The 25,494-nt window shown below is 62.0% G+C and carries 28 protein-coding genes; 12 read left to right on the top strand and 16 right to left on the bottom strand.

All coding sequences use genetic code 11. From position 1 onward, the window contains the following. Window positions 1–141 precede the first annotated feature (141 nt). On the bottom strand, window positions 142–534 hold the full coding sequence (locus tag RX328_RS13735) for a hypothetical protein (RefSeq protein ID WP_409410836.1): 393 nt from the start codon (window positions 532–534) through the stop codon (window positions 142–144). 190 nt (window positions 535–724) lie between these two features. Here RX328_RS13735 and RX328_RS13730 point away from each other — a divergent pair, with 190 nt between their 5' ends. Further along, window positions 725–958, top strand: coding sequence for a hypothetical protein (locus tag RX328_RS13730; RefSeq protein ID WP_213252836.1), 234 nt, complete (start codon window positions 725–727; stop codon window positions 956–958). A 225-nt stretch (window positions 959–1,183) separates the two neighbouring features. On the opposite strand, the gene RX328_RS13725 is transcribed toward RX328_RS13730, so the two are convergent. Together RX328_RS13725 and RX328_RS13720 are read right to left on the bottom strand one after the other, a co-directional pair. Beyond that, the gene (locus RX328_RS13725; protein WP_213252837.1) at window positions 1,184–1,618 is read right to left on the bottom strand and encodes a cupin domain-containing protein; all 435 of its coding nucleotides are present in this window, start codon (window positions 1,616–1,618) and stop codon (window positions 1,184–1,186) included. Window positions 1,619–1,926: 308 nt separating this feature from the next. Beyond that, a complete protein-coding gene (locus RX328_RS13720; RefSeq protein WP_213252838.1) occupies window positions 1,927–2,580 on the bottom strand; it encodes a glutathione S-transferase family protein in 654 nt (217 codons plus the stop codon). A gap of 178 nt (window positions 2,581–2,758) precedes the next feature. On the opposite strand from RX328_RS13720, the gene RX328_RS13715 reads away from it, so the two are divergent. Together RX328_RS13715 and RX328_RS13710 are read left to right on the top strand one after the other, a co-directional pair. Continuing rightward, on the top strand, window positions 2,759–3,982 hold the full coding sequence (locus tag RX328_RS13715; protein WP_213252839.1) for a polyhydroxyalkanoate depolymerase: 1,224 nt from the start codon (window positions 2,759–2,761) through the stop codon (window positions 3,980–3,982). A 229-nt stretch (window positions 3,983–4,211) separates the two neighbouring features. Then, the gene (locus tag RX328_RS13710; protein ID WP_213252840.1) at window positions 4,212–5,006 is read left to right on the top strand and encodes an extracellular solute-binding protein; all 795 of its coding nucleotides are present in this window, start codon (window positions 4,212–4,214) and stop codon (window positions 5,004–5,006) included. A 137-nt stretch (window positions 5,007–5,143) separates the two neighbouring features. Here RX328_RS13710 and RX328_RS13705 read toward each other — a convergent pair whose 3' ends face one another. The 6 genes from RX328_RS13705 to RX328_RS13680 all read right to left on the bottom strand — a co-directional run bounded on the left by RX328_RS13705 (window position 5,144) and on the right by RX328_RS13680 (window position 11,671). Next, window positions 5,144–6,880 (bottom strand): bifunctional protein-serine/threonine kinase/phosphatase, encoded by a 1,737-nt coding sequence (locus RX328_RS13705; RefSeq protein WP_213252841.1) that lies wholly within the window; start codon window positions 6,878–6,880, stop codon window positions 5,144–5,146. Window positions 6,881–6,941: 61 nt separating this feature from the next. After that, window positions 6,942–7,793: a formate/nitrite transporter family protein gene (locus tag RX328_RS13700; protein WP_213252842.1), complete on the bottom strand. Its 852-nt coding sequence runs from the start codon at window positions 7,791–7,793 to the stop codon at window positions 6,942–6,944. A 579-nt stretch (window positions 7,794–8,372) separates the two neighbouring features. Further along, entirely contained in the window at window positions 8,373–9,119 is a 747-nt protein-coding gene (locus tag RX328_RS13695; protein ID WP_249726618.1) for a transporter substrate-binding domain-containing protein, read from the bottom strand. Between the two features lie 112 nt (window positions 9,120–9,231). Continuing rightward, on the bottom strand, window positions 9,232–9,894 hold the full coding sequence (locus tag RX328_RS13690) for an OmpA family protein (protein WP_213252844.1): 663 nt from the start codon (window positions 9,892–9,894) through the stop codon (window positions 9,232–9,234). Further along, window positions 9,894–10,310, bottom strand: a complete 417-nt coding sequence (locus RX328_RS13685; RefSeq protein ID WP_213252845.1) for a hypothetical protein — start codon at window positions 10,308–10,310, stop codon at window positions 9,894–9,896. Before RX328_RS13685 ends, RX328_RS13690 begins: the two co-directional genes overlap by 1 nt. A 179-nt stretch (window positions 10,311–10,489) precedes the next feature. Continuing rightward, a complete protein-coding gene (locus tag RX328_RS13680; protein WP_213252846.1) occupies window positions 10,490–11,671 on the bottom strand; it encodes an MFS transporter in 1,182 nt (393 codons plus the stop codon). Window positions 11,672–11,739: 68 nt separating this feature from the next. On the opposite strand from RX328_RS13680, the gene RX328_RS13675 reads away from it, so the two are divergent. The 3 genes from RX328_RS13675 to RX328_RS13665 all read left to right on the top strand — a co-directional run bounded on the left by RX328_RS13675 (window position 11,740) and on the right by RX328_RS13665 (window position 14,512). After that, the gene (locus tag RX328_RS13675; RefSeq protein WP_249726613.1) at window positions 11,740–12,540 is read left to right on the top strand and encodes an AraC family transcriptional regulator; all 801 of its coding nucleotides are present in this window, start codon (window positions 11,740–11,742) and stop codon (window positions 12,538–12,540) included. 165 nt (window positions 12,541–12,705) lie between these two features. Beyond that, a complete protein-coding gene (locus tag RX328_RS13670; RefSeq protein WP_213252848.1) occupies window positions 12,706–14,058 on the top strand; it encodes a malonyl-CoA decarboxylase in 1,353 nt (450 codons plus the stop codon). Between the two features lie 22 nt (window positions 14,059–14,080). Then, window positions 14,081–14,512: a GNAT family N-acetyltransferase gene (locus RX328_RS13665; RefSeq protein WP_213252849.1), complete on the top strand. Its 432-nt coding sequence runs from the start codon at window positions 14,081–14,083 to the stop codon at window positions 14,510–14,512. Between the two features lie 200 nt (window positions 14,513–14,712). On the opposite strand, the gene RX328_RS13660 is transcribed toward RX328_RS13665, so the two are convergent. The 7 genes from RX328_RS13660 to RX328_RS13630 form a co-directional block, all read right to left on the bottom strand. After that, window positions 14,713–15,882 carry a mandelate racemase/muconate lactonizing enzyme family protein gene (locus tag RX328_RS13660; protein ID WP_213252850.1) on the bottom strand — a complete coding sequence of 390 codons (1,170 nt, stop codon included), beginning with the start codon at window positions 15,880–15,882 and terminating at the stop codon, window positions 14,713–14,715. A 153-nt stretch (window positions 15,883–16,035) separates the two neighbouring features. Continuing rightward, the gene (locus tag RX328_RS13655) at window positions 16,036–16,284 is read right to left on the bottom strand and encodes a DUF3297 family protein (protein ID WP_213252851.1); all 249 of its coding nucleotides are present in this window, start codon (window positions 16,282–16,284) and stop codon (window positions 16,036–16,038) included. 17 nt (window positions 16,285–16,301) lie between these two features. Then, window positions 16,302–16,778, bottom strand: coding sequence for a glutathione peroxidase (locus RX328_RS13650; protein WP_213252852.1), 477 nt, complete (start codon window positions 16,776–16,778; stop codon window positions 16,302–16,304). 11 nt (window positions 16,779–16,789) lie between these two features. Further along, window positions 16,790–18,181 (bottom strand): amidase family protein, encoded by a 1,392-nt coding sequence (locus tag RX328_RS13645; RefSeq protein ID WP_213252853.1) that lies wholly within the window; start codon window positions 18,179–18,181, stop codon window positions 16,790–16,792. Window positions 18,182–18,253: 72 nt separating this feature from the next. After that, the gene (locus tag RX328_RS13640; RefSeq protein ID WP_213252854.1) at window positions 18,254–18,820 is read right to left on the bottom strand and encodes a c-type cytochrome; all 567 of its coding nucleotides are present in this window, start codon (window positions 18,818–18,820) and stop codon (window positions 18,254–18,256) included. Between the two features lie 113 nt (window positions 18,821–18,933). Beyond that, entirely contained in the window at window positions 18,934–20,211 is a 1,278-nt protein-coding gene (locus RX328_RS13635) for a PQQ-dependent sugar dehydrogenase (protein ID WP_213252903.1), read from the bottom strand. Between the two features lie 248 nt (window positions 20,212–20,459). Continuing rightward, complete coding sequence (locus tag RX328_RS13630) at window positions 20,460–20,717, bottom strand: DUF6894 family protein (RefSeq protein WP_028347078.1); 258 nt, start codon at window positions 20,715–20,717, stop codon at window positions 20,460–20,462. Between the two features lie 305 nt (window positions 20,718–21,022). Here RX328_RS13630 and pqqA point away from each other — a divergent pair, with 305 nt between their 5' ends. The 6 genes from pqqA (at window position 21,023) to pip (ending at window position 25,494) form a co-directional block, all read left to right on the top strand. After that, window positions 21,023–21,103 (top strand): pyrroloquinoline quinone precursor peptide PqqA, encoded by an 81-nt coding sequence (gene pqqA, locus RX328_RS13625; RefSeq protein WP_082637312.1) that lies wholly within the window; start codon window positions 21,023–21,025, stop codon window positions 21,101–21,103. Window positions 21,104–21,243: 140 nt separating this feature from the next. After that, on the top strand, window positions 21,244–22,173 hold the full coding sequence (gene pqqB / locus RX328_RS13620) for a pyrroloquinoline quinone biosynthesis protein PqqB (RefSeq protein WP_213252855.1): 930 nt from the start codon (window positions 21,244–21,246) through the stop codon (window positions 22,171–22,173). Between the two features lie 20 nt (window positions 22,174–22,193). Continuing rightward, the gene (gene pqqC, locus RX328_RS13615) at window positions 22,194–22,949 is read left to right on the top strand and encodes a pyrroloquinoline-quinone synthase PqqC (protein ID WP_213252904.1); all 756 of its coding nucleotides are present in this window, start codon (window positions 22,194–22,196) and stop codon (window positions 22,947–22,949) included. 43 nt (window positions 22,950–22,992) lie between these two features. Then, entirely contained in the window at window positions 22,993–23,304 is a 312-nt protein-coding gene (pqqD, locus tag RX328_RS13610; RefSeq protein WP_213252856.1) for a pyrroloquinoline quinone biosynthesis peptide chaperone PqqD, read from the top strand. Further along, window positions 23,301–24,509 carry a pyrroloquinoline quinone biosynthesis protein PqqE gene (pqqE, locus tag RX328_RS13605; protein WP_213252857.1) on the top strand — a complete coding sequence of 403 codons (1,209 nt, stop codon included), beginning with the start codon at window positions 23,301–23,303 and terminating at the stop codon, window positions 24,507–24,509. The genes pqqD and pqqE overlap by 4 nt, the downstream gene beginning before the upstream one ends. Further along, entirely contained in the window at window positions 24,499–25,494 is a 996-nt protein-coding gene (gene pip, locus RX328_RS13600; protein ID WP_213252858.1) for a prolyl aminopeptidase, read from the top strand. The genes pqqE and pip overlap by 11 nt, the downstream gene beginning before the upstream one ends.

Genomic DNA, 25,494 nt, shown 5'->3' with positions numbered 1-25,494 from the left:
AGCGAACGGCCAAGCTTCATTGATCAAGGTCGATCCTACATCCACGCCATTGATTCTAAAGTGTGCCGCAGCGGCGGCTGAAGTTGCAGGCCTCCGTGCCTTACCCGGCACGCACGAACAGGCAACTTGCTCAAAGCCGGATCACTTCGTGCCGTCCTTCGGGGCGGCATCCTTTGCAGCAGGTGGGGCATCCTTCGTGGCAGGCGCAGCGGTCTTCTTCGCATCCTCCGCCGCCTTGCTCTGTGCCGCCTGCAGCTCGACGACGAGCTTCTGCAAGCCGATCACCGCGTTCTTCAGCGCCTCGATCTGCCGGTTGGCGGCATCAATCTTCTGCTGATGATCTGTGGTGAGTTTTGTGATCGTCTTCTGCAGGAAGTCGACATTGCTCTGCAGGCAAGAGGTGCGCCGCTCCATGGTTTTTTCGACGGTGCAGATCTCAATGCCGGGAACGTCCTGCGCGTGGACCGTCTCCGACAACAAAACCATCAGCAGTGCGATGGCGACGATAGTGGTCCTGGGCGTCGGAGCAATCATCAAAATCCTCGTTCCAAAAGCATCTCACGCAGGGGAACGTCTATCACGGCAATTTGCGCAAAGCAGGGCCCCGTTCGCAGAGATACCATACTGATACCTCATTCAGGCGTTGTGCTTCATTCCGTTAACGGTGGATGGATTTCGCCGCACGTCGGTGTGTTTGCCGGCTGCGGCAGTGGAGATTGATTGTATGGCAACGCGTGAAAAACGACTGGCGCAGTTCGACGGCAACGGGGACCCGCCGGCGAACCTGCCGGTGGAAGTTCTTTGCGAGGATCACAGCGGAACCTATCAACTGCCCTTCGCCTGCCGCTGGATCGACGGTCAATGGCGTAATGACAGGACTGGCGGCATGGTCGAGGCCACGGTGGTCGGTTGGCGACTGCCGCGGCCGAGATCTGAAAACGCCGCGGACAGGCCTTGACCTGTCGCAGATTGTGTCAAAATCCGATGGCCGCGCGCGGAACTTTAAGGTTCGGAACAGCGATGGAACGAACCGCGCCCGAATCAGTGATTTGGCGCCGTACTCCTCTGTTCACGGCTAGATGTCGGGCGCCATCCCACCAGGCGCACCACATCAAGCACCACAACAATCGGCCGCGGCCAGCGGCCTACGACAAGGTTAATTTCTCGGGGGATGACATGGCGGTCACCTCCAGGCCGTGGGCGGCGGCACCTTGTCGACGGCAGGCGGCACATCGACGGTCTTGAAGTCGGCGGGGCTGACGATCTCGAGGTACTCCATGTCCTCCGAGTAATCGTACAGGTAATGCGTGATGCCGGGCCGTTGGTGCACGACATCGCCGGCCTGCACCAGGGTCGACTTGTCCTCATACATGAAGCGCGCCCAGCCCTTGGTCATGATGACGATCTGGAATTCGCATTCGTGCTTGTGCCAGCCGGTGCCCTCTTCAGGCGGCAAGTCGGGGTTGGCCTTGACCAGATGGCATATCACCTGCCCGCCGGTGGCGTCGGCAATGCCGAGGTCGCGATACAGGAAGAAGTCGCGCAGACCTCCGCCCTTGAATTCGGTATCGCCGGGTTTGACGTGAGAGAATTTGCTGACGATAGCCTGCTTGTTCATTGAAGCCTCCACGGTTCCTGTTCGCGAGAACGCGACCACGCGGAGAGCGTCCAAATTTTCGGCAGCCTCGCATCGTCGCGTTCACGGCTGCATGTTGCTATGCGAAATCCGCGCCAGTCGCGTTGCGATGCAGCGATCAGGCCGGCATCGGCGCGCTGAACCGCTTGGCCCAAGGCAGGAATCCGGTTTCAGCGACTCGCGGAAAGTGGCGAACGGGCCAGCCGCACACAGGTCGCGACCGACACCGGCTTGAGCAAGCCTGCCCGCTCCCTGAGCCCTTGAGGCGGGCAAGGCCGCGCCGCGCCTGCCTAATATTCGACCTCGAGTTCTTCGATATCGGCGGGCTCGCCCTTGGCAGCCTCGATCCATTGCTGCATCTCGGGCATCGCCATGACGGTACTGGCGTAGGCCGCAAGGGCGGGTTCGAGCTTGACGTCATAGGTGATGAAACGGGTGACGACGGGCGCGTACATCGCATCCGCCATGGTGCGTTCACCGAACAGGAACGGTCCGCCTGACTCCGCGAGGCATTCGCGCCAGATGGTGCAGACCCGGTCGATGTCGGCTTGCGCGCGCGACCAGATCTTGAAGCCCGGGAAATGGCCCTTCAGGTTAACCGGCAGCGAGGCGCGCAGCGTGGTGAAGCCGGAATGGATTTCGCCGCAAATCGAGCGGCAATGCGCGCGCCGGATGCGGTCGGCCGGCAACAGGCCGGCGTCCGGCATAACCTCGTTGAGATACTCCGCGATCGCCAGCGTATCCCAGACGGTGGCCCCCTCATGGCGCAGGCACGGCACCAGGATCGATGACGACAGCAGCAGGATTTCCGCCCGCGCCGAGGCATCGTCGGGAGCGGTGATGACCTCCTCGAACTCGAGGCCGGAGAATTTCGCCAGCAGCCAGCCGCGCAGCGACCAGGACGAGTAGTTCTTGCTGGAGATGGTCAGTGTGGTCTTTGCCATATGGCCCCTTCCCTCGAACCCCAAAACGCCTTTGCCCAGGCAAGGACGACCTACGGCGCCGCCGCCCAATGCCTGTGCGTCGGTCATTTGTACAGCAAGCCACGTGCCAGTTTTAGAGGCGGCCGGCCCGGCTCTGGCGTCGATATTGCATGGCGTCGCCGGACAGGGGCTGATGTGAATGATGTCAATGATGTACCAAGCCTATCAGAACCACATGGATCTGACGTCGCCATGGCGGACCGGGGCGGCGGCGGCGCTCAAATATCTCAATCTGGTGCCGCAGGGTGTCTCGGATAGATTGTACGGACGGCTGGCCGCCTCGCTCGAATTGATCTCGCGCTCTTCCCTCACCTATCACCGGCCGGCCTATGGCATCGACCGGGTGCTGGTCGGCAACCAGGAGCTGGAGGTAATCGAGGAAGTCACCTTCGCCACCCCGTTCGGCTCGCTGCTGCATTTCAAGAAGGAGAACGCGCCGGAGCAGCCGCGGCTATTACTGGTGGCGCCGATGTCCGGTCATTTCGCAACATTGCTCCGCGGCACCGTGAAGACGCTGCTGCAGGACCACGACGTCTACATCACCGACTGGCACAACCCGCGCGACATTCCGCTCGGCCATGGGCGCTTCGGCCTTGAGGACTACACCGATCACCTGATCACCTTCCTCGACAAGATCGGCCCTCGCGCGCACATGGTGGCGATCTGCCAACCATCGGTATCGGCACTGGCCGCGGCCGCCGTGATGTCGGAAGACAATCACCCCGCCCGTCCGGCCACGCTGACCCTGATGGCCGGCCCGATCGACACCCGGATCCAGCCGACCAAAGTCAACGAATTCGCCAAGAGCAAGCCAATCAACTGGTTCGAGAAAAACCTGATCAATTACGTGCCGGTGCAGTGCAAGGGCGCGTTCCGAAAAGTCTATCCCGGCTTCGTGCAGCTTACCGCTTTCGTGTCAATGAATCTGGAGCGTCACATCAAGCAGCACATCGACCTCGCCAATCATCTGGCCAAGGGCGAGAAGGAAAAGGCCGCGATGATCAAGACCTTCTATGACGAATATTTTGCCGTGATGGACCTGCCAGCGGAATTCTACATCGAAACCGTGCGCGACGTGTTTCAGGAGCATCTCTTGCCGCAAGGCAAACTGATGCATCGCGGCCGGCCGGTGAGCCCGGCCGCGATCCGGCGCATGGGGTTGATGACGGTCGAAGGCGAGAAGGACGACATCTGTTCGATCGGCCAGACGCTGGCCGCGCAGGACCTCTGCACCGGCGTGCGCGCCTATCGCAAGGTCCACCACATGCAGGCCGGCGTCGGCCATTACGGCGTGTTCTCCGGCAAGCGCTGGAACAACGATATCTATCCGCTGCTGCGGGATTTCGTGCATGTGAATTCGTGAGGTGGCTCGCGCCACTCTCCCCCCGTCATTGCGAGCCAACGGGTCGCGCGAATGCGCGCCCGATGACAGGCTCCGCGAAGCAATCCATCGCGCCGCATTCGCTGATGCATGGATTGCTTCGTCGCTGCGCTCCTCGCAATGACGGCTGGTGGCTCTAGCCGCCTCGCCCTTCGCACCCTAACATTCTTCCAAGGCCGGCCGGTCAAGAGTCGCCTTGGGAGAAACCATCATGCGTCTTTCAAACAATCTTCGCGCGTTCACGCTCGCCACTCTCGGCGTATTCCTGCTGACTGTCACGGCCTCTGCCGCCGAGGTGCGGGTGATGATCTCGGGCGGACTCTCGGCCGCCTACAAGGCGCTGGTTCCGGAATTCGAGCGTAGCACGGGCCACAAGGTGCTGACCGCCTACGGGCCATCGATGGGCACGACGACCAATGCTATTCCGGTGCGGCTGGAGCGAGGCGAGCCGGCGGATGTTCTCATCATGGTCGGCTACGCGCTCGAAGATCTCGCCAAGAAAGGCAAAGTAACCGCCGGCACCAGTGTCGATCTCGTCAAGTCGCCGATCGGCGTCGCCGTAAAGTCGGGCACGCCGAAGCCGGACATCTCCACGCCCGATGCGCTCAAGCGCGCGCTGCTCGCGGTCAAGACCGTCGCCTATTCGGACAGCGCCAGCGGCGTCTATGTCTCGACCGAGATGTTCGGCAAGCTCGGCATTGCCGACGAAATGAAGGACAAGGCCAGGAAAATTCCCGCCACTCCGGTGGGCGAGATCGTCGCCCACGGCGACGCCGAGATCGGCTTCCAGCAGATGAGCGAATTGAAGCCAGTGGAAGGCATTGAGATCGTCGGGCCGCTGCCGGACGAGTTGCAGAAGATCACGGTGTTTTCCGCGGGGCTCGCCAGCGTTTCCAAGGAGCCCGAGGCTGGCAAGGCGCTGATCAAGTTCCTCGCCTCCCCCGCGGCGCGCGCGGAGATCGTGAAAAGCGGCCTCGATCCGATCGCGGCGGGGACGACGAATTAACCCGATTTTGCGATGAACCGTTTTTTCACCGGTCATCGCCCGGCTTGACCGGGCGATCCAGTACGCCGGAGCGCGTATAGTGAAAACGTGATGTCACGGAGTACTGGATGCCCCGCCTTCGCGGGGCATGACGAAAACTACCGATGCATCCCGTGCTGCATCGCCAGCAGCACGATCACCGCGAGCGCCAGCACGACGGTCGTACTCTTCCAGAACAGCAGCGGATTGCGCTCGATCAGCGGGGTCCGTGACGTCGAGAGATAGTTCGCATTGGGATGGCGCAGGTCGAACAAGAATTCCGAGAAACTGTCATAACGCTTGTAGGGATTGGGGTGCACGGCCTTCTCCAGCGTGCCGTCGATCCATTGCGGCATCTCGCGGTCGCCATGGGACGCCGGCTGGTAGACGAGCTTGTTGAATTGCGACCTGGTCCGCGCCTTTGCGATCTGCGCGCCGTAGGGTAGTTTTCCGGTCAGCATCTGATAGGTGATGACGCCGAGTGAAAACAGGTCCGAGCGTGTCGTCGCCGGCTCGCCGAGGAAATATTCGGGCGCGGTGTATTGCTGGGTACCGAGAATGTCATTGCGAATGCCTGATGGCTCGGCCTCGACGACACCGGTGATTTTCGTCGAGCCGAAATCGATGATCTTCAACGTACCCGTAGCGTCGATCATGATGTTGTCGGGCCTGACGTCCTGGTGCAGCATCTCCTTGCGGTGGAAGGCGCGCAGCCCCTTGGCGATCTGTTCGACGATGCCGCGCACGGTTTCCAGGCTTGGTTTTGGATTATCGATCATCCATTGCGTCAGCGTCTGGCCGTCGATGTATTCGGTCGCGACATAGAGGAAGTTGCGCTTGCGCTGCAGCAGGCAGGGTTTCAGCACATGCGGGCTGTCGATGCGCCGCGCCACCCACTCCTCCATCATGAACCGCTTCAGGTAAGCGGGATCGTCGCGCAAATCGATCGACGGAATCTTGATGGTGACCACGGCGTCGGTTTCGATATCGACGGCCAGATAGATGTGGCTGCGGCTGGAGCCGTGCAGCTCGCGAACGATCCGGTAGCCGTCGAACACCGCCCGCGCCTCCAGGAGCGGCGGCAGCGGCAATTCATGCGGCTGCGCGAACACTTCGCTGGCGGCGCCGTCGGGCACTTCGTCGACGCGAACGATCTGGACGGTGAGATTGTCCTTGCTGCCAGCTTCAAAAGCCTGGTCGACAATCGCCTTCGCGGCCGCGTCGAGATCGGCGCCGCCTTCGTTCACCGCCTTTGCAATGCGGCGGGCGCTAAGATGCTCGTAGATGCCGTCGGTCGCGAGCACAAAGACGTCGCCCGGCTCGAGCCGCAGCATCTGGTAATCGATCTCGATTTGCGGATTTACACCGAGCGCCCGGCCGAGATAACTCTGCTGCGAGGAGATGACGATGCGGTGGTCGTTGGTCAGTTGCTCCAGCGTGCTGCCGGAGAGACGATAGATGCGGGAATCGCCGATGTGAAAGAGATGCGCCGTGGTCGACTTGATGACCATGGCGGAGAGCGTACAGACGTAACCGCGGTCCCTGTCATAGGCATACTGGCTGCGCGTCTGCGAATGCAGCCAGGAATTGGTCGCCTCCAGCACGCGCTGCGCCGAGGTGCGCACCGACCAGGATTCCGAGGTGCAGTAATAGTCTGTCAAAAACCCCTTGACCGCCGATTCCGCGGCGACCCGGCTGACCTTGCTGCTGCTGATGCCGTCGGCCAGCACGATGGAAATGCCCTTGAGGCTGAGCAGCGGCTCGTCCGGGATCAGGACGCCATGGAAATCCTGGTTGGTTTCCTTAGCTCCCTTATCGGAAAATTGTCCGACCGATATTTTCAGCTCGCGCGGCATTCCCGGCTTTCACGACAATGGGCCTCTCCCTCGCGAGGAGAGGCCCATCCTCATCTTAAGATCAAGCGGCAATGCGCGAGGACGATCGCGAAGATGCCGCAGCCGACGCGTTGCGCGACGGACCGGTCTTGACGTGGGTCGCGTACAGCGTCAGCCCGGTAAAGGCGAGGCCGCCGACGAGGTTGCCGACGACGGTCGGAATCTCGTTCCAGAAGATGTAGTCCCACCAGGTGAACTTGCCGCCGAGCAGCAGGCCGGACGGGAACAGGAACATGTTCACGATGGAATGCTCGAAGGTCATGAAGAAGAACAGCATGATCGGCATCCACATTGCGATCACCTTGCCGCTGACGTGCGTGGAGATCATCGCGCCCACAACGCCGGCCGAGACCATCCAGTTGCAGAGCATGCCGCGGATGAACAGCGTCAGCATGCCGGCCGCGCCATGATCGGCGTAGCCGACGGTGCGGCTTTCGCCGATGGTGCCGATCACCTGGCCGACCTTGTCCGGCGGCTGAGACCAGCCGAAGGTGAACACGATCGCCATCATCACCGCCACCGTGAACGCGCCGGCGAAATTGCCGATGAAAACGAGACCCCAGTTGCGCAGCACGCCACCGAGCGTCACGCCCGGGCGCTTGTCGATCAGTGCCAACGGTGCAAGTACGAACACGCCGGTGAGCAGGTCGAAGCCGAGCAGATACAGCATGCAGAAGCCGACCGGGAACAGCGCGGCGCCGACGATCGGCACGCCGGTCTGCACGTTGATGGTGATCGCAAACGCCGCGGCAAGCGCGAGGATCGCTCCGGCCATGTAGGCGCGGATGACCGTATCCCGCGTCGACATGAAGATTTTGGATTCTCCGGCGTCGACCATCTTGGTCACGAATTCCGAAGGCGCGAGATAGGCCATTCCAGTTCCCCTTTCGAGACAAGGTTGAAGCGCGCCGGATGCTGCGCAGCCGTGCACCGATTGAGTGAAAAATCTTGCCGTCCTCGTGCGCGACAAATCCCGCGCCGCCTTTGAACGGCACAGAACGACGCAGGTCAGGCCCGATCAGGGACTTAGGATGCGCGAGCTATCGTGAGGTGGTCCCGAAGACTGCTCGAAGCGCCTCACGTGAGGCCGCTTGATCCCAACGGCCTTCGGCCAACGCTGGCCTTGGCACTCCTAACGGACGGCAGTCGTCATTGACTGAGACAGGATTAAGCAATCGATGTGCCAACCGGAAATTGGGCCGCGGGCTTAAAAAACGCGTATTTCTACGTGGTTATGGTCCTATTGCAGGGTTGCCCTGATTGGGACTGATGCCCTGTATTTGTGCAGTTGCACATATGTTAGCGCCTACCGTGCCGCCTCGTCATTCCGAGACGCGCGTAGCGCAAGCCCGGAATCCATGTCGCGTCAGCTCCGGCGCTAAACGGATTCCGGGCTCGATGCTTCGCATCGCCCCAGATGACATGGGGATAGATTGGCGCCAGACCGTGCCTGCTATTTCGTCTGCGTCCGCACCGGCCGGTCCTTCAGGCCGTTGTTGTCGTAGGCCTTGCGCAGCGTGCCGTTGGCGATCGCCTCGTTCAGAAACCTGACCGCAAACGCCAGCGACAGCGGACGATTGGGTGGCACCGCTACGGCCGTGACCGTTTGCTTGAAAGTTTCATCCAGCACGCGGGTACCCGGAATCTGCTTCGCCATGGCGTTGAGCTGGTCGCGCGACAGCGCAAACGCATCGATCTCGCCATTCTTGAGCAGGCCGAAGATTTCGTCATAGGTCTGGTACCCCGTGACCTTGGCGTTCTTCAAATGCGCGATCGCGCCGCGCATCGTGGTAGTGTTGTTCACGGCAGCGACCTTGATCCCAGGTTGGTCGAGCGTTGCGAAATTTGTGACCGTCGAGCCTGGCTTGACGATGTAGGTCGCGTCCGCAACCTCGTAGATCGGGCCGAACGACATCCTGCCCTCTCGCTCCGGATCTTTCGGCAGGAAGGTGACATCCCAGGTGCCCTTCGACGCCGCATCGACGATCTGCCCGGAATTGTTGTGCGCGACATATTCGACGGGCACGCCAAGTTGCTCCGCCATCGCCTTGCCGAGATCGACCGGCACGCCAGCATAACCGGTCGCGGTCTTCGTCGACCAGAACGCGCCACCGGCCGGACTGATCGCGATCGCCACCCGCAGCTTGCCGGTCGGCGCGATCTCATCCTTGAGGGCATCGGCTGTAGCGGGCATCGTCATCATCACTGTCAATCCCAGCAAGAGACCGGCCGTTGCCGGCGAGAGTTGATTGAGCATCGGGAGCTCCTTCCCCAGCCGATCGCTGGCGTCGCATTCATCCCTTCACGGATGATCAGCGTTTCTTTTTTGCCGCAGCCGCACCTTTTGGAGCCGCAGCCGGCGTTACCGGCTCGGCCGTTTCGAACTTGCCGATCGCTATGATCTGGACGCGCGCATTGGCGGGCGACGCCGGACGATTGACATCCTGCAACTGTTCCTCACCCAGACCGAGCGCCTGAAGCCGTTTCGGCGATACCTTGAAGGTGTTCACCAGCACATCCCGGATCGATTCGGCGCGGCGCTGGCTCAGGATCAGATTGTGGTCGCGCCTTCCGGCGGATTCGACGTGGTCGACGATCAGATAGCGATAGGGCCGCGTCTTCGGATCTGTGAGCGCGTCCGCGATGCTGCCGATGGTCTGATAAGAGGCCGGCCGGATCAGGGAGGAATCCTGGTCGAACACGACGTCGACACGGATTTGCGGCAGCTTCGTCAGTTGCGGCGCGATCGGCGGGCGCTTCTGCGGCTGGGCGTCCGCTCTCGCCTTGATGCGGTCGGCGGCCTGCTGGCGCAACGCAGCCAAATCGATATCCGACTCGGCTTCGACGGCAAGCTTCTCAATGATGTCCCCGCTCGACATGGCGGTTTGCGTCCGCCCAGGCGTCATCGGAAAGGTAAACAGAGCCAAGGCGCCCAGCACGAGACCGATGCCGCGCAACTTTTCGTCCCAAAGCATCAGCGGTACCCCGCTGCGCTGATCGCCTTGTTGCAGTTGGGGGTGGCCTTCTTGGTGGACTCCAACAGGCATTGCAGGCCCTTGACGGGATCCTGGCGAACCTCGCCGCAAAGCTTGTTCAATTCCCAATTGCACAGTTTCACAAGGGAGGTGCGCGCGGTAATGCGCTGCTGGATGGCGCCAAGAGCCTGGGGATAATCGGTCTTGCACTTCGCCGACACCACGTCCTGGTTGCGGCCCAGGCATTCCTTGAGGCGCGTCGCGTCGAGATTGACGCCGCGGCAATTGTCGTCGATGTCCTTGCCGCAGCTCGCGGCCAGCATGGCCGCGGCCTCCTCGAATTTCATGGTCTGGGCCGCCGCCAGCGACGGCATAAATATCGCAATGATGAACAGGAAAAGCCGGATTCGGGTCATGCGCGCACCTCACACAAGGAGGGTGGCGATGGTCAAGTGTTCTGTTTGAGTTCACGGCCGCACGGCGGAGCTATTGCGCCGCAACAAATCGTCACGGAGACTCGTCTACGCAAAGGCTTCGCCGGGCAAGCAAGCCCGGCCATGACGGAAAGTGGCGCATGATCAATTGATTAGTGATGTCACGGCGCGGTTTGCGCCGCCGGTACCTTGATCTCCTGCGGCAGGATGATCGCCGCCACGATCACCAAAAGGCACAGCGCGCCGAACGCCTGCAGCATGGTGACAAAACCGCCCTTTTCATAGAGCCAGGCCACCAGCGCGACGGAGGCGCCGGCAGCGGTGAAGCCGACGAAGTAGCGCACCGAATAGGCGCGCGAGCGCCATTCCTCGGTGGTGTACTTGCCAACCATGGCGTCATTGACGGTGACCTGACCGAACGCGCCCATCACGATGCCGATGGAGGCGATAATCAGCGGCAGGTTCGACAGCGTCGCCGCGAAATACATGAACGGCGCCAGCAGAAACGACAGCGGCAGCATCACGGTCTTCAGCGAGTAATGGTCGATCAACTTGCCGATGGTGTACTGCGTCATCGCGCCGAACACATAGACGCCAGCCGCGATCACCCCGAGCAGGGCCGGACTGTTGGTCAGGCCGGCCAGCCGCTCGGCGAACAGTTTCGGCATCGCCACGGTGATGGCGTTAAACGTCGTGGATATCGCGATCACCACGATCAAAAGCGCCAAAAACACCCGCCACATGTCTTCTTTCGCCACTCGCGCCTGTGCTGCGGCCTGCCTGGTGCCCGTTCGGTCCTCGTGCACCACCATCAGCGCAAAGGCCACGCCGATCAGGATCGTGACGATTCCCGGCGCGATGAAGGCCCAGCGCCAGCCGAGATATTGCCCGATCACGCCGGTGACCAGCGCCGAGGACGCCACGCCGAGATTGCCCCAGACGCCGTTCAGGCCCATCTCGCGGCCGAGTTTGTCGGCATAGGACACGATCATTGCGGTACCGACCGGATGATAGATCGAGGCGAACAGGCCGATCGCCAGCAGCGCCGCGCCGAGTTGCAGCGGCGTCTGCACGAAGCCGACGGCGATCATCGAGGCGCCGATGCCTGAGAAGAAAATCACCATCATGTGGCGCCGGCTCCAGCGATCGCCGAGCCAGCCGGTGACGAGCGAGCCAGCGCCGAAGGCAACGAAACCCGGGGTCGCGTAAGGCAACAGTTCCGAATAGGCCATGCCGAGCGCCGGGCCCATGATGATGACGGCGGCGGCAAAGATCAGCATCGAATAATGGTCGATGAAATGGGCGGCGTTGACGAAAGTGATCACCCGGCTGGGGCTGTTCATGGTCGATTCCCGAATCCCGTAATTTTCCGAAATAGGTTATACGGGGTTGCCCTGACGGGATGTCGCCAATGAATATCGCCGAAAAGCCAATTGCCGCCATTATCGGGCGCCGCATCTCGACCGGCGACGGCATCCACATGATCGCCAACAGCTACCGGAAGGGCGTCCGGCTCGACACCCACATGCACCGCGAGGCACAGCTCGTCTATGCGGCGAAGGGCACCATGCAGGTGACGACGCCAAAGGGTCGCTGGCTGGTGCCGCCGGACCGCGCGGTATGGGTGCCCGCGCTATCGGAGCATGCGATCGACGTGCTCGCCGATATCGAGATGCGGACGCTCTATTTCGAACTCGACTGGCTGCAGCGCGAAGTGCGCAGCCACAGCCTGGATGCGGAATTCGTGGTGCGGGTGTCGCCGCTGCTGCATCAGACCATCCTGGCTTTGTTCGACGATCGTGGCGACCGCGAGCGAACCGAGCTTCTGCTACGACTTGCCATTATGGAGCTCGACCAGGCCGAAGATTCGGCGACCTTCATCCCGCTGCCGCGGGAGCCGCGCTGCCGGCGCGCCGCGGACATCGTGCTGACGGACCCGACCGGCGATCATGAGATCGAAACGCTGGCGCGCGAGGTCGGCACCTCGGTGCGGACGCTGTCGCGGCTGTTCTCGGCCGAGACGCAATTGAGCTTCAAGAGCTGGTGCCAGCGCGCCCGGATTGCAGCGGCGATCGAGAAGCTGTCGACGGATGCCAGCGTGTCCGTCAAGCAGCTTGCCTCGGATTTGGGCTATGCCAGCGTGCCGGCGTTTTCCCATGCTTTCCGGCAGGTTACCGGCAAAACACCAACGGAATTCGCCGGGAAGGAGTGAGGCGGTGACATTGTATTGTCGTCATTGTCAGCGAAGCGGGTAATCTAGTATTCAAGGACGATGGCTCAACGAAGGGGCTGCCGCTCGTTCATCTTGATTGTGATCGGCACCGGCCTAAATTCGATGTAAAATTCCGCAAAACCCCCGCTGGATTCGACCCGCCACATGGCCAATGCCTTTTTCTCTGATCTTCTCGCGACGATATCAGAACGCGGCCGCACGCTGCTGCGGCGGGCCGGACCGTCCGACGACGGCCAGAACGCTTCGGAGCTGATCGAATTGTGCGAAGCCCTGCTGTCGGGCCGCGGCGAAGCTTCCGGCACCGCGATGGCGCGCGAGGTGCTCGATCGCTACCACGACCTCGACGCCGCCGGCCGGCTCGCCTTCTTCGAAGCGCTGGCGCGCAATTTCGGTCCCGATCGCGAGAAGCTGTCGCAGGCGATCGAGAACTGGCGCAGCCAGCCCAACGACAGCGATGCCAGCGACCTTCATTTTGCTTCCGAGCCGCGCCGGCAGGAATTGGTCCGCCGGCTCAACCGCGCGCCCGGCGGCACCAGCGATTTGGTGGCGATGCGCGCCGACCTGCTTTCCCTGATGAAGGGCAACAAGGATCTGGCCGCGCTCGATCGCGACGTGGTGCATTTGCTGTCTTCTTGGTTCAACAGGGGATTTCTCGTGCTGCGCAGGATAGACTGGTCGACGCCAGCCAATATTCTGGAACAAATCATTCGTTACGAAGCGGTGCACGAAATCCGCGACTGGAACGATTTGCGCCGCCGCATCGATCCCGTCGACCGGCGTTGTTACGCCTTCTTCCACCCCCAGTTGAACGACGAACCGCTGATCTTCGTCGAGGTCGCGCTGACCGAGACGATACCGACTGCGATCGCGCCGCTGCTCGCCGCCGAGCGGCAGCCGGTGCCGATCGAACGCGCGCGCACCGCGGTGTTCTATTCGATCTCGAATACGCAGAAAGGGTTGGGCGGCATTTCCTTCGGCAGCTTCCTGATCAAGCAGGTGGTCGAGGAATTGCGGCGCGAACTGCCGAAGCTCGACACCTTCATCACGCTGTCGCCGGTGCCAGGCTTCATGCAATGGCTGAAACAGGCCGACGATGTTCCGGTGAGCGACGAGGAGCGGATACTGCTCGAAAGCCTCGACAAGCCGGACTGGTTCGAGAATGCCGAACTAACCGCGCAATTGCGCGCTGTGCTGGAGCCGCTGGCGGCGCATTATTTCCTGAAAGCCCGCACACCGAAGGGCCGGCTGGTCGATTCGGTGGCCCGCTTCCACATCGGCAACGGTGCACGGCTGGAGAAGATCGACTGGCTCGGCGACCTCTCGCCCAAGGGCTTGCGGGAATCTGCCGGCATCATGGTCAATTACCTCTACCGGCTCGAGGACATCGAGAAGAACCACGAGGCCTACGCCAACCAGGGCGAGATCGCCGCATCAAGTGCGGTGAAGAAACTGCTGAAGACCGAAGGCCGGCGGTTACTGGACATGCGGCTCTCGTAGAACGGCGCGGAGCCCCCTCGCGATGACGGTCATTTGGAGCGACAGCCGCGACGACGTCGATTGGCAGGAACTCGAAGCCCTCTATCGGGCCGCCCCGCTCGGCAACAAGAATGCAGCCGATCTCGAACTGGTGTTCGGCAACAGCATGTTCTGCTGCTTTGCCCGCGATGGCGGCCAGCTCGTTGGCGCCGGCCGTGTTCTGGCTGACGGACGCGATTGCGCCTATCTCTGTGATGTCGCGGTTTTGCCGAGCCATCAGGGAACTGGTCTCGGAAAACAACTTATTGAAAGACTGCTCGCCAAATCGCAAGGACACGCCAAGATAATCCTTTATGCGGTCGCCGGCCGCGAGCCGTTGTATGCAAAGTTTGGCTTCCTGCGGATGAAGACAGCGATGGCAATCTTCAGGAACCGGCAATCAGCCATCGACAAGGGGCTGTTGGCCGAGAGTTGATGGCCAGCACATCCCAAAATGAAGTAAGCCCGAATCGATGTGATCCGTCACCCTGAGGCGGCTGTGCGCAGCACGGCCCTCGAAGGGCGACGGCCACTAGCCGGGCCGCTCATCCTTCGAGACGCGCTCCGCGCTCCTCAGGACGACGGGGATGAAGCGCGCGCATTGCTGCGAGTTGAAGTCTTGCGTGGCTCAACGCCCTACGCCGCCAGCGCCTTCATTTCCTTATAGAGATCGGATTTTCCCTCGAATCCGATGCCCGGCAAATCCGGCATGGTGATGTGGCCGTTCTCGACACGGACGCCATCCGGGAAGCCGCCATAAGGCTGGAACAGATCGGGATAGCTCTCGTTACCGCCAAGGCCGAGGCCCGCCGCGATGTTGAGCGACATCTGGTGGCCACCGTGGGGGATGCAGCGGCTCGGCGACCAGCCGTGCGTCTTCAGAACGGCCAGCGTGCGCTGGTATTCGCATAAGCCATAGGACAGCGCGCAATCGAACTGCAGCCAGTCGCGATCGGGCCGCATGCCACCATAGCGGATCAGGTTTTTCGCGTCCTGATGGCTGAACAGGTTTTCGCCGGTCGCCATCGGCGCGGGATAGAACTCGGCGAGCGCCGCCTGCAGCGCGAAGTCGAGGGGATCGCCGGCCTCCTCGTACCAGAACAGCGGATACTCCCGCAGCATTTTGGCGTAGGCGATCGCGGTCTCCAGGTCGAAGCGGCCGTTGGCGTCGACGGCGAGTTGCGCGTCCTTGCCGATCTCCTTCAGCACGGCTTCGATGCGCTCGCGGTCTTCCGCGATCGGCGCACCGCCGATCTTCATCTTGACGACGTTGTAGCCGCGGTCGAGATAGCCGCGCATCTCGCCGCACAGCGCCGACAGGTCCTTGCCCGGATAATAGTAACCGCCGGCGGCATAGACGAACACGCGCGGATTGGCCTGCCGGCCGTGGCGCTCAGCGAGCAGCCGGAACAGCGGCTTGCCCGCGATCTTCGCCACCGCATCCCACACCGCCATGTCGATGGTGCCGACGGCGACCGAGCGCTCGCCATGGCCGCCGGGCTTCTCGTTCGACATCATCGCCGCCCAGATCTTGTCGGGGTCGAAATTGTCACCCGATGCGTCGAGCAGCGTCTTCGGATCGGCCTCCTTCAGCCTCGGCGCAAAGCGTTCGCGGATCAGGCCGCCCTGCCCGTACCGGCCATTGGAATTGAAGCCGTAGCCAACGACGCGCTTGCCGTCGCGCACCGCGTCCGTGACGACGGCAACCAGGCTCGTCGTCATTTTAGTGAAATCGATATAGGCGTTGCGGATCGGCGAGGAGATCGGTTTCGTGATTTCGCAGACGTCGACGATGCGGACGGACATGGTTTGGCTTTCAGTCGCTGGTTTTTCCGGTCGTGGATGGCCGGGCTTGTCCCGGCCATCCAGGTCTTTCTTGCGGCGACACTGTCAAGACGTGGATGCCCCGGGACAAGCCCGGGCATGACGGGTGTGTGGTGCACGCGCAGCGCCGTTGGCTCAGGACTTCGCTTTGTCGCGGAAATACGGCTCGACCGGGCCGTGCACCTTGATGGTCAGCGGGTTGCCGTGGCGGTCCTTGGCATTGCCGGCGGTGACGCGCACCCAACCCTCGCTAATGCAATATTCCTCGACATTAGTCTTCTCGACGCCCTTGAAGCGAATGCCGACATCGCGCGCGAGGATCTCGGCGTTGTAATACGGGCTGTTCGGATCGACCGAGAGACGGTCGGGGAATTGGTCGCTCATTGCTTTATTGGTCTCGCTCACAGCAGTGCCTCGATTTCTTTTCTGATTCCCTCGGGCGTCGCGGTCGGCGCGTAACGCCCGACGACCCTGCCCGACCGGTCGACCAGGAATTTGGTGAAATTCCATTTGATCGACGAACCCAACAATCCCGATTTCGCGTTCTTCAGATGGTTGAACAATGGATGCGCATGGCTGCCGTTAACATCGATCTTGGCGAACATCGGAAACGTCACGTCATACTTGCCCGCACAGAATTGCTCGATCTGTTTGGCATCGCCCGGCTCCTGCCCGCCGAACTGGTTGCAGGGAAAACCGAGCACCGCAAAGCCGCGCGGCGCCAGTTCACGATGCAGTTGCTCCAGGCCTTTATATTGCGGCGTGAACCCGCAGGCGCTCGCGGTATTGACGATCAGGAGCACCTGACCCTCGAACCGTTTCAGCGGAACTTCTTCGCCGGCGAGCGACTGCGCCGAGAAATCGTAAACGCCTGGCATGTCCCTCTCTATCAGCCGGCAGGGTCGATCGCTGCCGAGGGCGTTCCGCCGGCTTCAACCGCCTCGCCCGCGGCGAGACAGAGATCTTCGCGATAGCGCCCGGAAACCAGTTGCACGCCGACGGGAACGCGTCCCACCAGTCCGGTCGAAACCGTTAGCCCAGGCAGGCCCATGAAGGGAATGGCGATCTGCGGCAATTGCGCATGCCAGACGCGCGCAAACGACGCCTCGTCCTTGCGGTCGAGCTGATCCGGGAACGGCAATTCGCCGGATACCGGCATCAGCAGCACGGCATATTGTTCGAAGAACGCCAGCCATTCGCGCGTCAGCGTCGCGCGCCGCGTCAGCGCTTTCGACAGGTCGAACGGATGCACCTTGGCGCGGTTGCCGCGCAGGCACGCCAGCGCGCCGGGATCGCCTTCGCGCTCGGCGGCTTCGAGCTGCGCCTCATAGCCATCGCCGAGCCAGAGTTTTGTCTGCAGATCGGCGGCCTCGCGCAGCGGCGGCGTATCGGCGATTTCTTCGACCATCCAGCCCGCCCGATCGAGCCGCTTGCCGGCGTCCGCCACCGCGGCCTTCACTTCGAGCACAGGATCGAGGCCGCCAGGATTGAGACACATCGCGACGCGTTTCGGCATTGCCGGACCTTCGAGCGGCGCGGGCACCCACCAGGGATCGCGATAGTCCCGCGCCGACATCGCTGCCAGCGCGATTCTGATATCGCCGATGGTGCGGGCCAGCGGACCTGATACGGCGCTGATCTGCGGCCCGATCGGCCGTTCGGGAAGCGCCGCGTTGAACGCGGCGATGCGTCCCATGGTCGGCCGCAGGCCGTGCACGCCACAGGCATAAGCCGGATAGCGGATCGATCCCGCAATGTCGGTGCCGTGCGCGATATGCCCGATGCCGGCCGCGACCGCCGCCCCCGCGCCGCCGGATGAGCCGCCCGGCGTGATGCCGGGGTCACGGGGATTCTTGGTATCGCCATGGATGAGGTTGGTGGTGAACCAGCGATAGGAGAACGCCGGGCAATTGGTGCGTCCGAGAATGACGGCGCCTGCCTTGCGCAAATTGTCGATCACCGGGCTGTTGCTCTTGGCGATCGCGTCGCGCTGCAGCTTGAGCCCGTTGGTGGTGGCAAAGCCTTGCTGGTCGATATTGACCTTCACCGTAACAGGCACGCCGCCCAGCGGACCGGCATCTGCGCCGCGCGCGATGGCGGCATCGATGTCGGCAGCCTGAGAAAGAACGTCCTCGGGTCTGTGATCGACGACAGCATTGATTTTGGGATTCACCGCGTCGAGCCGCGACAGCGCCGCGGCCGCCGCCTCTTTCGCCGAGACTTTTTTCGACCTGATCAGCGAGGCCATTTCCGCAGCCGACAGGCGCCATAGATCTTGCATGCAAAACTCCATCCGGTTGTCGCCCTTGTAGCGCCGGGCGCGGGGCAATGCCAGCGGGGCCGCGGTCCGGATTTAGCGCATGCGGGCGATGTAATAGGCGAGATCGGCGATCTGCTCTGAGGTGACGGACGCCATGACGTCAGCCATGCTGGCGTCATAGCCGTGGCGGCTGTTGTCCTTGTACTCGCCAAGCGTCTTGGCGAGGTAGTCCTCGCGCTGGTTGGCGATGCGCGGGACGTTTTCCTTCCCCGACATATCTGGGTTATGGCAGGTGTCGCAGCGGTGCTGCTGCACCAGTGCCTGGCCGCGCTGCATGCGCGCCGGCTCGCCATTTTCCCCGGGCGGCGCAGGCTTCGGCATCTTGGCGATGAAGTCGGAGAACAGGCGAAGGCCGTCGTCGGTCAGCGGCTTCGTCATCTCGTTCATCGGCTCGAAGACGCGCAGCCTCTCGCGGAACATGAAGAGCTGGATCAGCGTATAAGGCGCCTGCTGGCCGCCAAGCGAGGGCGTGTTCTCGATTTCCGATTGGCCTTTCTCACCGTGACAGGCGAGGCATGGCGCCATGCGTTGTTCGATGGTTTGAGCGTTGGCGCACACTGTGATCGAGGCAAACGCAATCGCCGTTATTGTTTTACGCATCCGCCTACTCCGCACTTCCGTCATTGCGAGGAGCTACGCGACGAAGCAATCCACGGCCCCGCAAGTGGAGAAATGGATTGCTTCGCTTCGCTCGCAATGACGATTTTGCTGGACTACGACTTCCCCGCCGTCTTCTGCTTGCCGTAGGTGATGCGATAGACGGCGCCGTTGTAGTCGTCGGAGACCAAGAGCGAGCCGTCCTTCATCTGCAGCACATCGACCGGGCGGCCGATATATTTGTTGTCCTCGAGGAAGCCCGTGATGAACGGCTCCAGCGACCTCATGGTGCCGTCCTTGTTCAGCTTGGCGATGACGACGTCGCCACCGACTTTTTTGGTGCGATTCCATGAGCCGTGCCGGGCGATGATCGCCGCGTTCTTGTAGGCTTTCGGGAACATGTTACCGGTGTAGAAGCGGATGCCGAGCGCTGCAGAATGTGGGCCCAACAGCCCTACCGGCGCGGTGTATTCGCTACAGGATTTGCCCCAGCCGAATTCGGGATCGACGATGTTGCCCTGCAGACAGAACGGCGCGCCGAAATGCTCGCCGACCTTGGTGATCCGGTTGAGCTCGTCCTCGGGCACGTCTTCCGACATCCAGTCGCGACCGTTGTCGGTGAAGTAGAGCTGCTTGGTCTCCGGATGCCAATCGAAGCCGACAGTGTGGCGAACACCGCGAACGATCACTTCCGCGCCCGAGCCGTCGAGATTCATCCGGCGGATCAGGCCATGCTCGTCATCGTTCAGCACGTTGTTGCCGGGCTGGCCGACGGGAGCGTAGAGCTTGTTGTCGGGACCGATGGCGATGAACTTCCAGCCATGGGCCTCGTCCTTCGGCAGCTTATCGAAGATCACGGTTGGCTTCGGTGGGTTATCCAGATTGTCTTCGACCTTTTCGATCTTGGAGATCCTGGACAGTTCAGCGATGTAGAGCGTGCCGTCCTTGAAGGCGACGCCGTTCGGCCGGTATAGGCCGGAAGCCAGCACCTTGACCTCGCGTTTGCCGTCCTTGTTGACGATGGCATGGACCTTGTCGACCAGGCGGCTGCCGACGAACACCGTGCCCTTGTCGCCGAGCGCGAGCGAGCGGGCGTTCGCCACGCCGGCGGCATAGACCTCGATGTTGAAACCGGCCGGCACCTTGAGCTTCGCGGTCGGCAATTTGTCCGGCGCCGCGGGTATCGGCGGCGGCGCGATCGGCGCCAGCTTGGCGGCGGCATCATTGCCCGCGGGACGTCCGATCAGGGGCGATCCCGGCGGAAGCGTGGGCGAGGCCGCAGTACCGGCGGGCGGCGGCGCGCCAGCAGCCGGCGGCTGGGCAGCCGGCGGCGTAGCAGGCTGCTGGGCGGCAGCCGGCGGTTCGGCGGACTGCTGGGCAGCGGCGCTTAGCATGAAGGCACTCAAAAATGCGCCGGACAGCAGCACGCTGCGCGGCACCGACAAATAGCTCATCATGGGCGTTCTCCCTGGCGGAAGCCTTTCTCTTTGCGCGGGCACGCATGACGCCGGCACCGGAGGCTTTCCCGGCCGTCACTCTCCAATATTTATCCGCCGGTGCGCAATCGCAAAACATGCGCCCGGAAGTTGCTTCGCAAACCGAGCGAGCACGAAGCTCCGGCGCCGGTCGGCTCAGCGCGCAATCAGTGTCTGGTGATGGGGCCGCCGGGCGCATCGAGAATCGCTTCGGCGAACGGAAACTCCAGCACGATCTCACCATCGTCGTCGGTGACTTCGATGGTGGCGCTGAGAAGCGCACCGTCGGCGCCATCGGTCTTGAGCAGTTCCCGGATCATGGCACGCGCCATTTCCCAGGCACGATCGGGATCCCTAAGCACTTCGCCGTCGGGATCGGAAATCAGCTCATCGCCGATACGGGTGTTGAAGTAATATCGCGGCATCGGCGAAAACCTGGCTCCGGTTGAGCCCCCGCAACCGGAGGGCCCTGTCTCAAAAGTTCCTTATCCGGAGCCGGCAGCGCTCCGTCGCACCCAGAATTGCCATTCGCGGTGGTGCGAACAACCGCGAAATGCTTGATCCCACGCCGTTTTGACCAAGGCCTCCGCACAACTCCGTGAATTCTTCTTCGCGGCGCAGCATAAACAAATAGAGGTTCCAGGCAAAAGATTTAACTGGCGAACTTTTTGATCCGCAGTACCTTAACAGACCAGGGCGAAATTCGTCCGGCAGCAAAAAGGAGCACCAAATGGCCTGGAAAGCACCGAAAATCGCCGAAGTATCGGTCGGCATGGAAATCAACATGTATATGTGCGCCACCCGCAAATAAGCGGCAGCGCGTATCAATCTCACGCAGGTGGACTTCCGGGCCTGACACGTTCGCGAGAGCGGAGCTGTGTCCTGGGCTGGATCCACCTCGTGGCGTTTTTGGTTTGTATCTTCGAGTTTCGTATCTCCAGGAGACGGATCATGCTTCGCGTCGTCGTCCTGGGCGCCGCGGCTGGCGGCGGCGTTCCGCAGTGGAATTGCGGATGTCCGGTGTGCCGGAAAGCACGAAGCGATCATCCCGAATTGCGGAGCACCCAGGCTTCCATCGCGGTTAGCGCCGACGGCGAGCACTGGTTTCTCGTCAACGCCTCGCCCGACCTGCGCCAGCAGGTGACTGCAACGCCGCAGCTTCATCCCAAGGCAGGACAGCTCAGACACAGCCCGATCGCCGGCGTGATCCTGACCAATGGCGAAATCGATGCCGTCGCGGGACTGTTGTCGATGCGCGAAGGTTCACCCTTCACACTTTATGCGCATGAACGGGTACTTGCGATTCTCAGATCCAACAGCATCTTCAATGTGCTGAACGAGAAAAACGTGAAGCGGCGGCCGATCGAGATCGACAAGGCGTTCGAGCCGGCGTTGCCCGACGGCAGGCCGTCAGGCATTGAGGTGCTTCCGTTCGCGGTTCCCGGCAAGAGCGCGTGGTATCTCGAAGGCAAAGCGCATCCGGCAGGCGGCGATGGCGCGGGTGATACGCTGGGCTTGCGGATTCTGGACAAAGGAAGCGGCAAGTATTTCTATTTTCTGGCCGCCTGTGCACGCGTGACCGACGATCTCAAATCGCGCCTTTCGGGCGCTGCTCTGGTGTTTTTTGACGGCACCGTGTGGCGCGACGATGAATTGATCGCAGCCGGCCTCGGCACCAAGACAGGACAAAGCATGGGCCATATTTCGATGTCGGGCGATCATGGCGCGATCGAGAGCCTTGCCGATCTCGACGTCGGAACGAAGATGTTCCTGCATATCAACAACTCCAACCCTGCTCTGCTGCGCGGCTCGGACGAGCGCAAGGCCGTGGAGCAGGCTGGCTGGCACATCCCCGCTGACGGAACGGAGATCAAGCTGTGAACGTCGTCGCTGCGCCCGGAATGACCGCCCTATCGATCGGCAAGGGCATTACGCTCAACAGCGCCGAGGAACTGGAGGCGACCCTCCGCCATATCGGCGCGACGCGCTATCATAGCTTGCATCCGTTCCATCGGCTGCTGCATGGCGGCAAACTTAACAAGGGACAGGTGCAGGCCTGGGCACTGAACCGCTATTATTACCAGAGCACGATCCCGCTGAAGGATGCGATGGTGATCTCGCGGTTCCGCGACCGTGCGACCCGGATCGAATGGCGGCACCGCATTGAGGATCACGATGGCGATGTGGGCAGCGAAGGCGGCATCGAGCGCTGGCTCAAACTGACCGAGGGGCTCGGGCTCGACAGCGCCTATGTGGAATCGACCGAAGGCATCCTGCCGGCAACACGGTTTGCGGTGGAGGCCTATGTGCATTTCTGCCGCGACAAGACGCCGCTGGAGGCCATCGCTTCCTCGCTGACGGAACTATTCGCGCCGAACCTGCACGAAGAGCGCATCTCCGGCATGCTGCAGCACTACGATTTCGTCAATCCTGAGATCATGAGCTATTTCAGCCGCCGCCTGACCCAAGCGCCGCGCGATGCCGGTTTTGCGCTGGAATACGTCAAGGCGAACGCAAAAACGCCGGCCGAGCGCGAGGCGGTCTGCAACGCGCTGATCTTCAAGACCAATGTGCTATGGGTTCAGCTCGACGCGCTGTATCATGCCTATGTCGAGGGCCACATACCGCCCGGGGCATTCGTGCCCCAAGGAAGCTAACAAGGAAGCTAACAAGGAAATTGACAAAGGGAACTGGCGATCGATGGCTTTAAGCCGCAACATCAGTGTCAGCGAGGCGAGCCGGCCGAAATTGCCGCGCCACGCCCGCTTGAAGTTCGATGAGACGCGGCAGGTCTGGGTGATCCTGGCGCCGGAGCGGGTGCTGGCGCCGGATGAGATCGCAGTTGAGGTGTTGCAACTTTGCGATGGCGTGCGCAGCGTCGCCGATATGGTCGACCAGCTTGCAGCCAAATATGCCGCGCCGCGCGAGGCGATTTTAGCCGACGTCATTGCGATGCTGCAGGACCTCGCCGACAAGGGCTTTCTGACCGAAGCGCGTGAGAAGGCGTCATGAGCGACATTCTCGCAGACGGCAAGACAGCCGGCACCGCGCCCAGTGACGGGCTCGCGGTTCTGGAATCGCAACGCTCCACCGCGGAGACGTTCGGCATTCCCTTGGCCGTGCTCGCCGAGCTGACGCACCGCTGTCCGCTGCAATGCCCCTATTGCTCCAATCCGGTCGAGCTCGACCGTGCAGGCAGCGAGCTGACGACTGCGGAATGGAAGAAGGTCTTGAGCGAACTCGCCGAAATCGGCGTGCTGCAAATCCATTTCTCCGGTGGCGAGCCGACCGCGCGCAAGGACCTGGTGGAGCTGGTACAGCACGCAACCGATGTCGGGCTGTATAGCAATCTCATTACCTCGGCTGTGCTGTTGACCAAGGAAAAACTTTCGGCGCTCGCCGATGCCGGGCTCTGCCATGTGCAGATCAGTTTCCAGGGCAACGAGCCCATCGTGGCCGATCGCGTCGCCGGATTGAAGAACGCGCATGAGAAGAAGATCGAAGCCGCAAAATGGACACGCGAGCTCGACCTGCCGCTGACAGTCAACGCGGTCATGCACCGCCAGAATTTGCACCAGCTCTCCGACATCATCCAGATGGCGGTCGATCTCGACGCCGACCGGCTGGAAGTTGCCAACGTCCAGTATTACGGCTGGGCCTTGAAGAACCGCGCGGCGCTGATGCCGACCCTCGAACAGATCGAGGAAACCAGCCGTATCGTCGAGGAAGCCGCGAGGCGCCTGAAGGGCATCCTCGCCATCGACTATGTGTTGCCGGATTATTATGCGCTGCGGCCGAAGAAATGCATGGGCGGCTGGGGCCGGCAGTTTTTCAACATCTCGCCCGCGGGCAAGGTGCTGCCCTGCCACGCCGCGGAAAGCATCACCGGGCTCAAATTCGAATCCGTCCGCTCAAACCATTCGATCGCCTGGATCTGGCAGAACTCGGAAGCCTTCAACCGCTATCGCGGCACCGGCTGGATGCCCGAGCCGTGCAAGAGCTGCGAGTTCCGCGAAATCGATTTCGGCGGCTGCCGCTGCCAGGCTTTTGCGCTGACGGGCGACGCCGGCAATACCGATCCGGCCTGCACGCTGTCGCCGATGCACGAGCAGATCTTCAAGGACGCCCAACGCGAGGCTGCCGCGCATCAGGACCGTTTCCTCTACCGCAATTTCGCCGGCGGCACGCTGGAGACGGAAGGCAAACATGGCGCCTGATGCCGACGCCGGCAAATCCATCAAACGCGCCGACCCCTTTGCGCCGCTGACATCGGAGCAGCTCGCGGTCGGCGACGGCCACGACATCTATGTCGAGAGCATCGGCCGGCCTGATGGCACTCCAGCGGTCTATCTGCATGGCGGGCCCGGCAGCGGCTGCCAGCCGGACCACCGCCGGCTGTTCGATCCCGAACGTTTTCATGCGGTGCTGTTCGACCAGCGTGGCGCCGGCCGCAGCCGCCCCAAAGGTCGTCGCGAAGCCAACACCTTGCCGCATCTGATCGCGGATATGGAAATGATCCGCGAGAAATTTGGCTTTGAGCGCTGGATGATCGTCGGCGGCTCCTGGGGCGCGACTCTGGCGCTGGCCTATGCGCAGGCCCATCCCGACCGCATCAGCGGCATCGTGCTTCGCGCTACTTTCCTGGGCACGATCGAGGAAATCGAGAACGGTTTTCTAAAAGTGCTGCCTCGGTTCTATCCCGGGCTTTACGACGACTTCATGAGCGTGCTGCCCGAAGGCGAGCGCGCGCAACCGCTGCAGGCCTATTTCCGCCGTATCCTCGATTCCAATCCCGACGTGCATATTCCTGCCGCTCGGGCATGGGGCGAAACCGAACGCATTCTTTCCGAACACACGCCGAACCGTACGCGGCTCGATCTGCCGGCGCTGAATTCGTCGCGTAACATGCCGGCCACGCCGTTTATGGAAGCGCACTACTTCGCCAATGACTGCTTCATGCAGCCGAGCCGATTGTTGCGCGAAGCGGACAAGCTTAAAGGCATCCCCGGCATCATCGTGCAGGGCCGCTACGACCTGCTGTGCCCGCCTGCGACCTCGCATGCGCTTGCTGCCGTGTGGCAGGAAGCCGAAATCCGCTTTGTCGAGGGCGCCGGCCACACGCTGTACGATCCCGGCGTCCGCGACGCCGTGATGAAGGCAACCGCGGACATGGCGTCGAGAACTGGCAAACAGGAACAATAA

The sequence above is a fragment of the Bradyrhizobium sp. sBnM-33 genome (assembly GCF_032917945.1).
In the GTDB taxonomy this organism is placed as follows: Bacteria; Pseudomonadota; Alphaproteobacteria; order Rhizobiales; family Xanthobacteraceae; genus Bradyrhizobium.
Note: the sequence above shows the minus strand (reverse complement) of the source record. Positions and strands in the feature narration are given on the sequence as shown.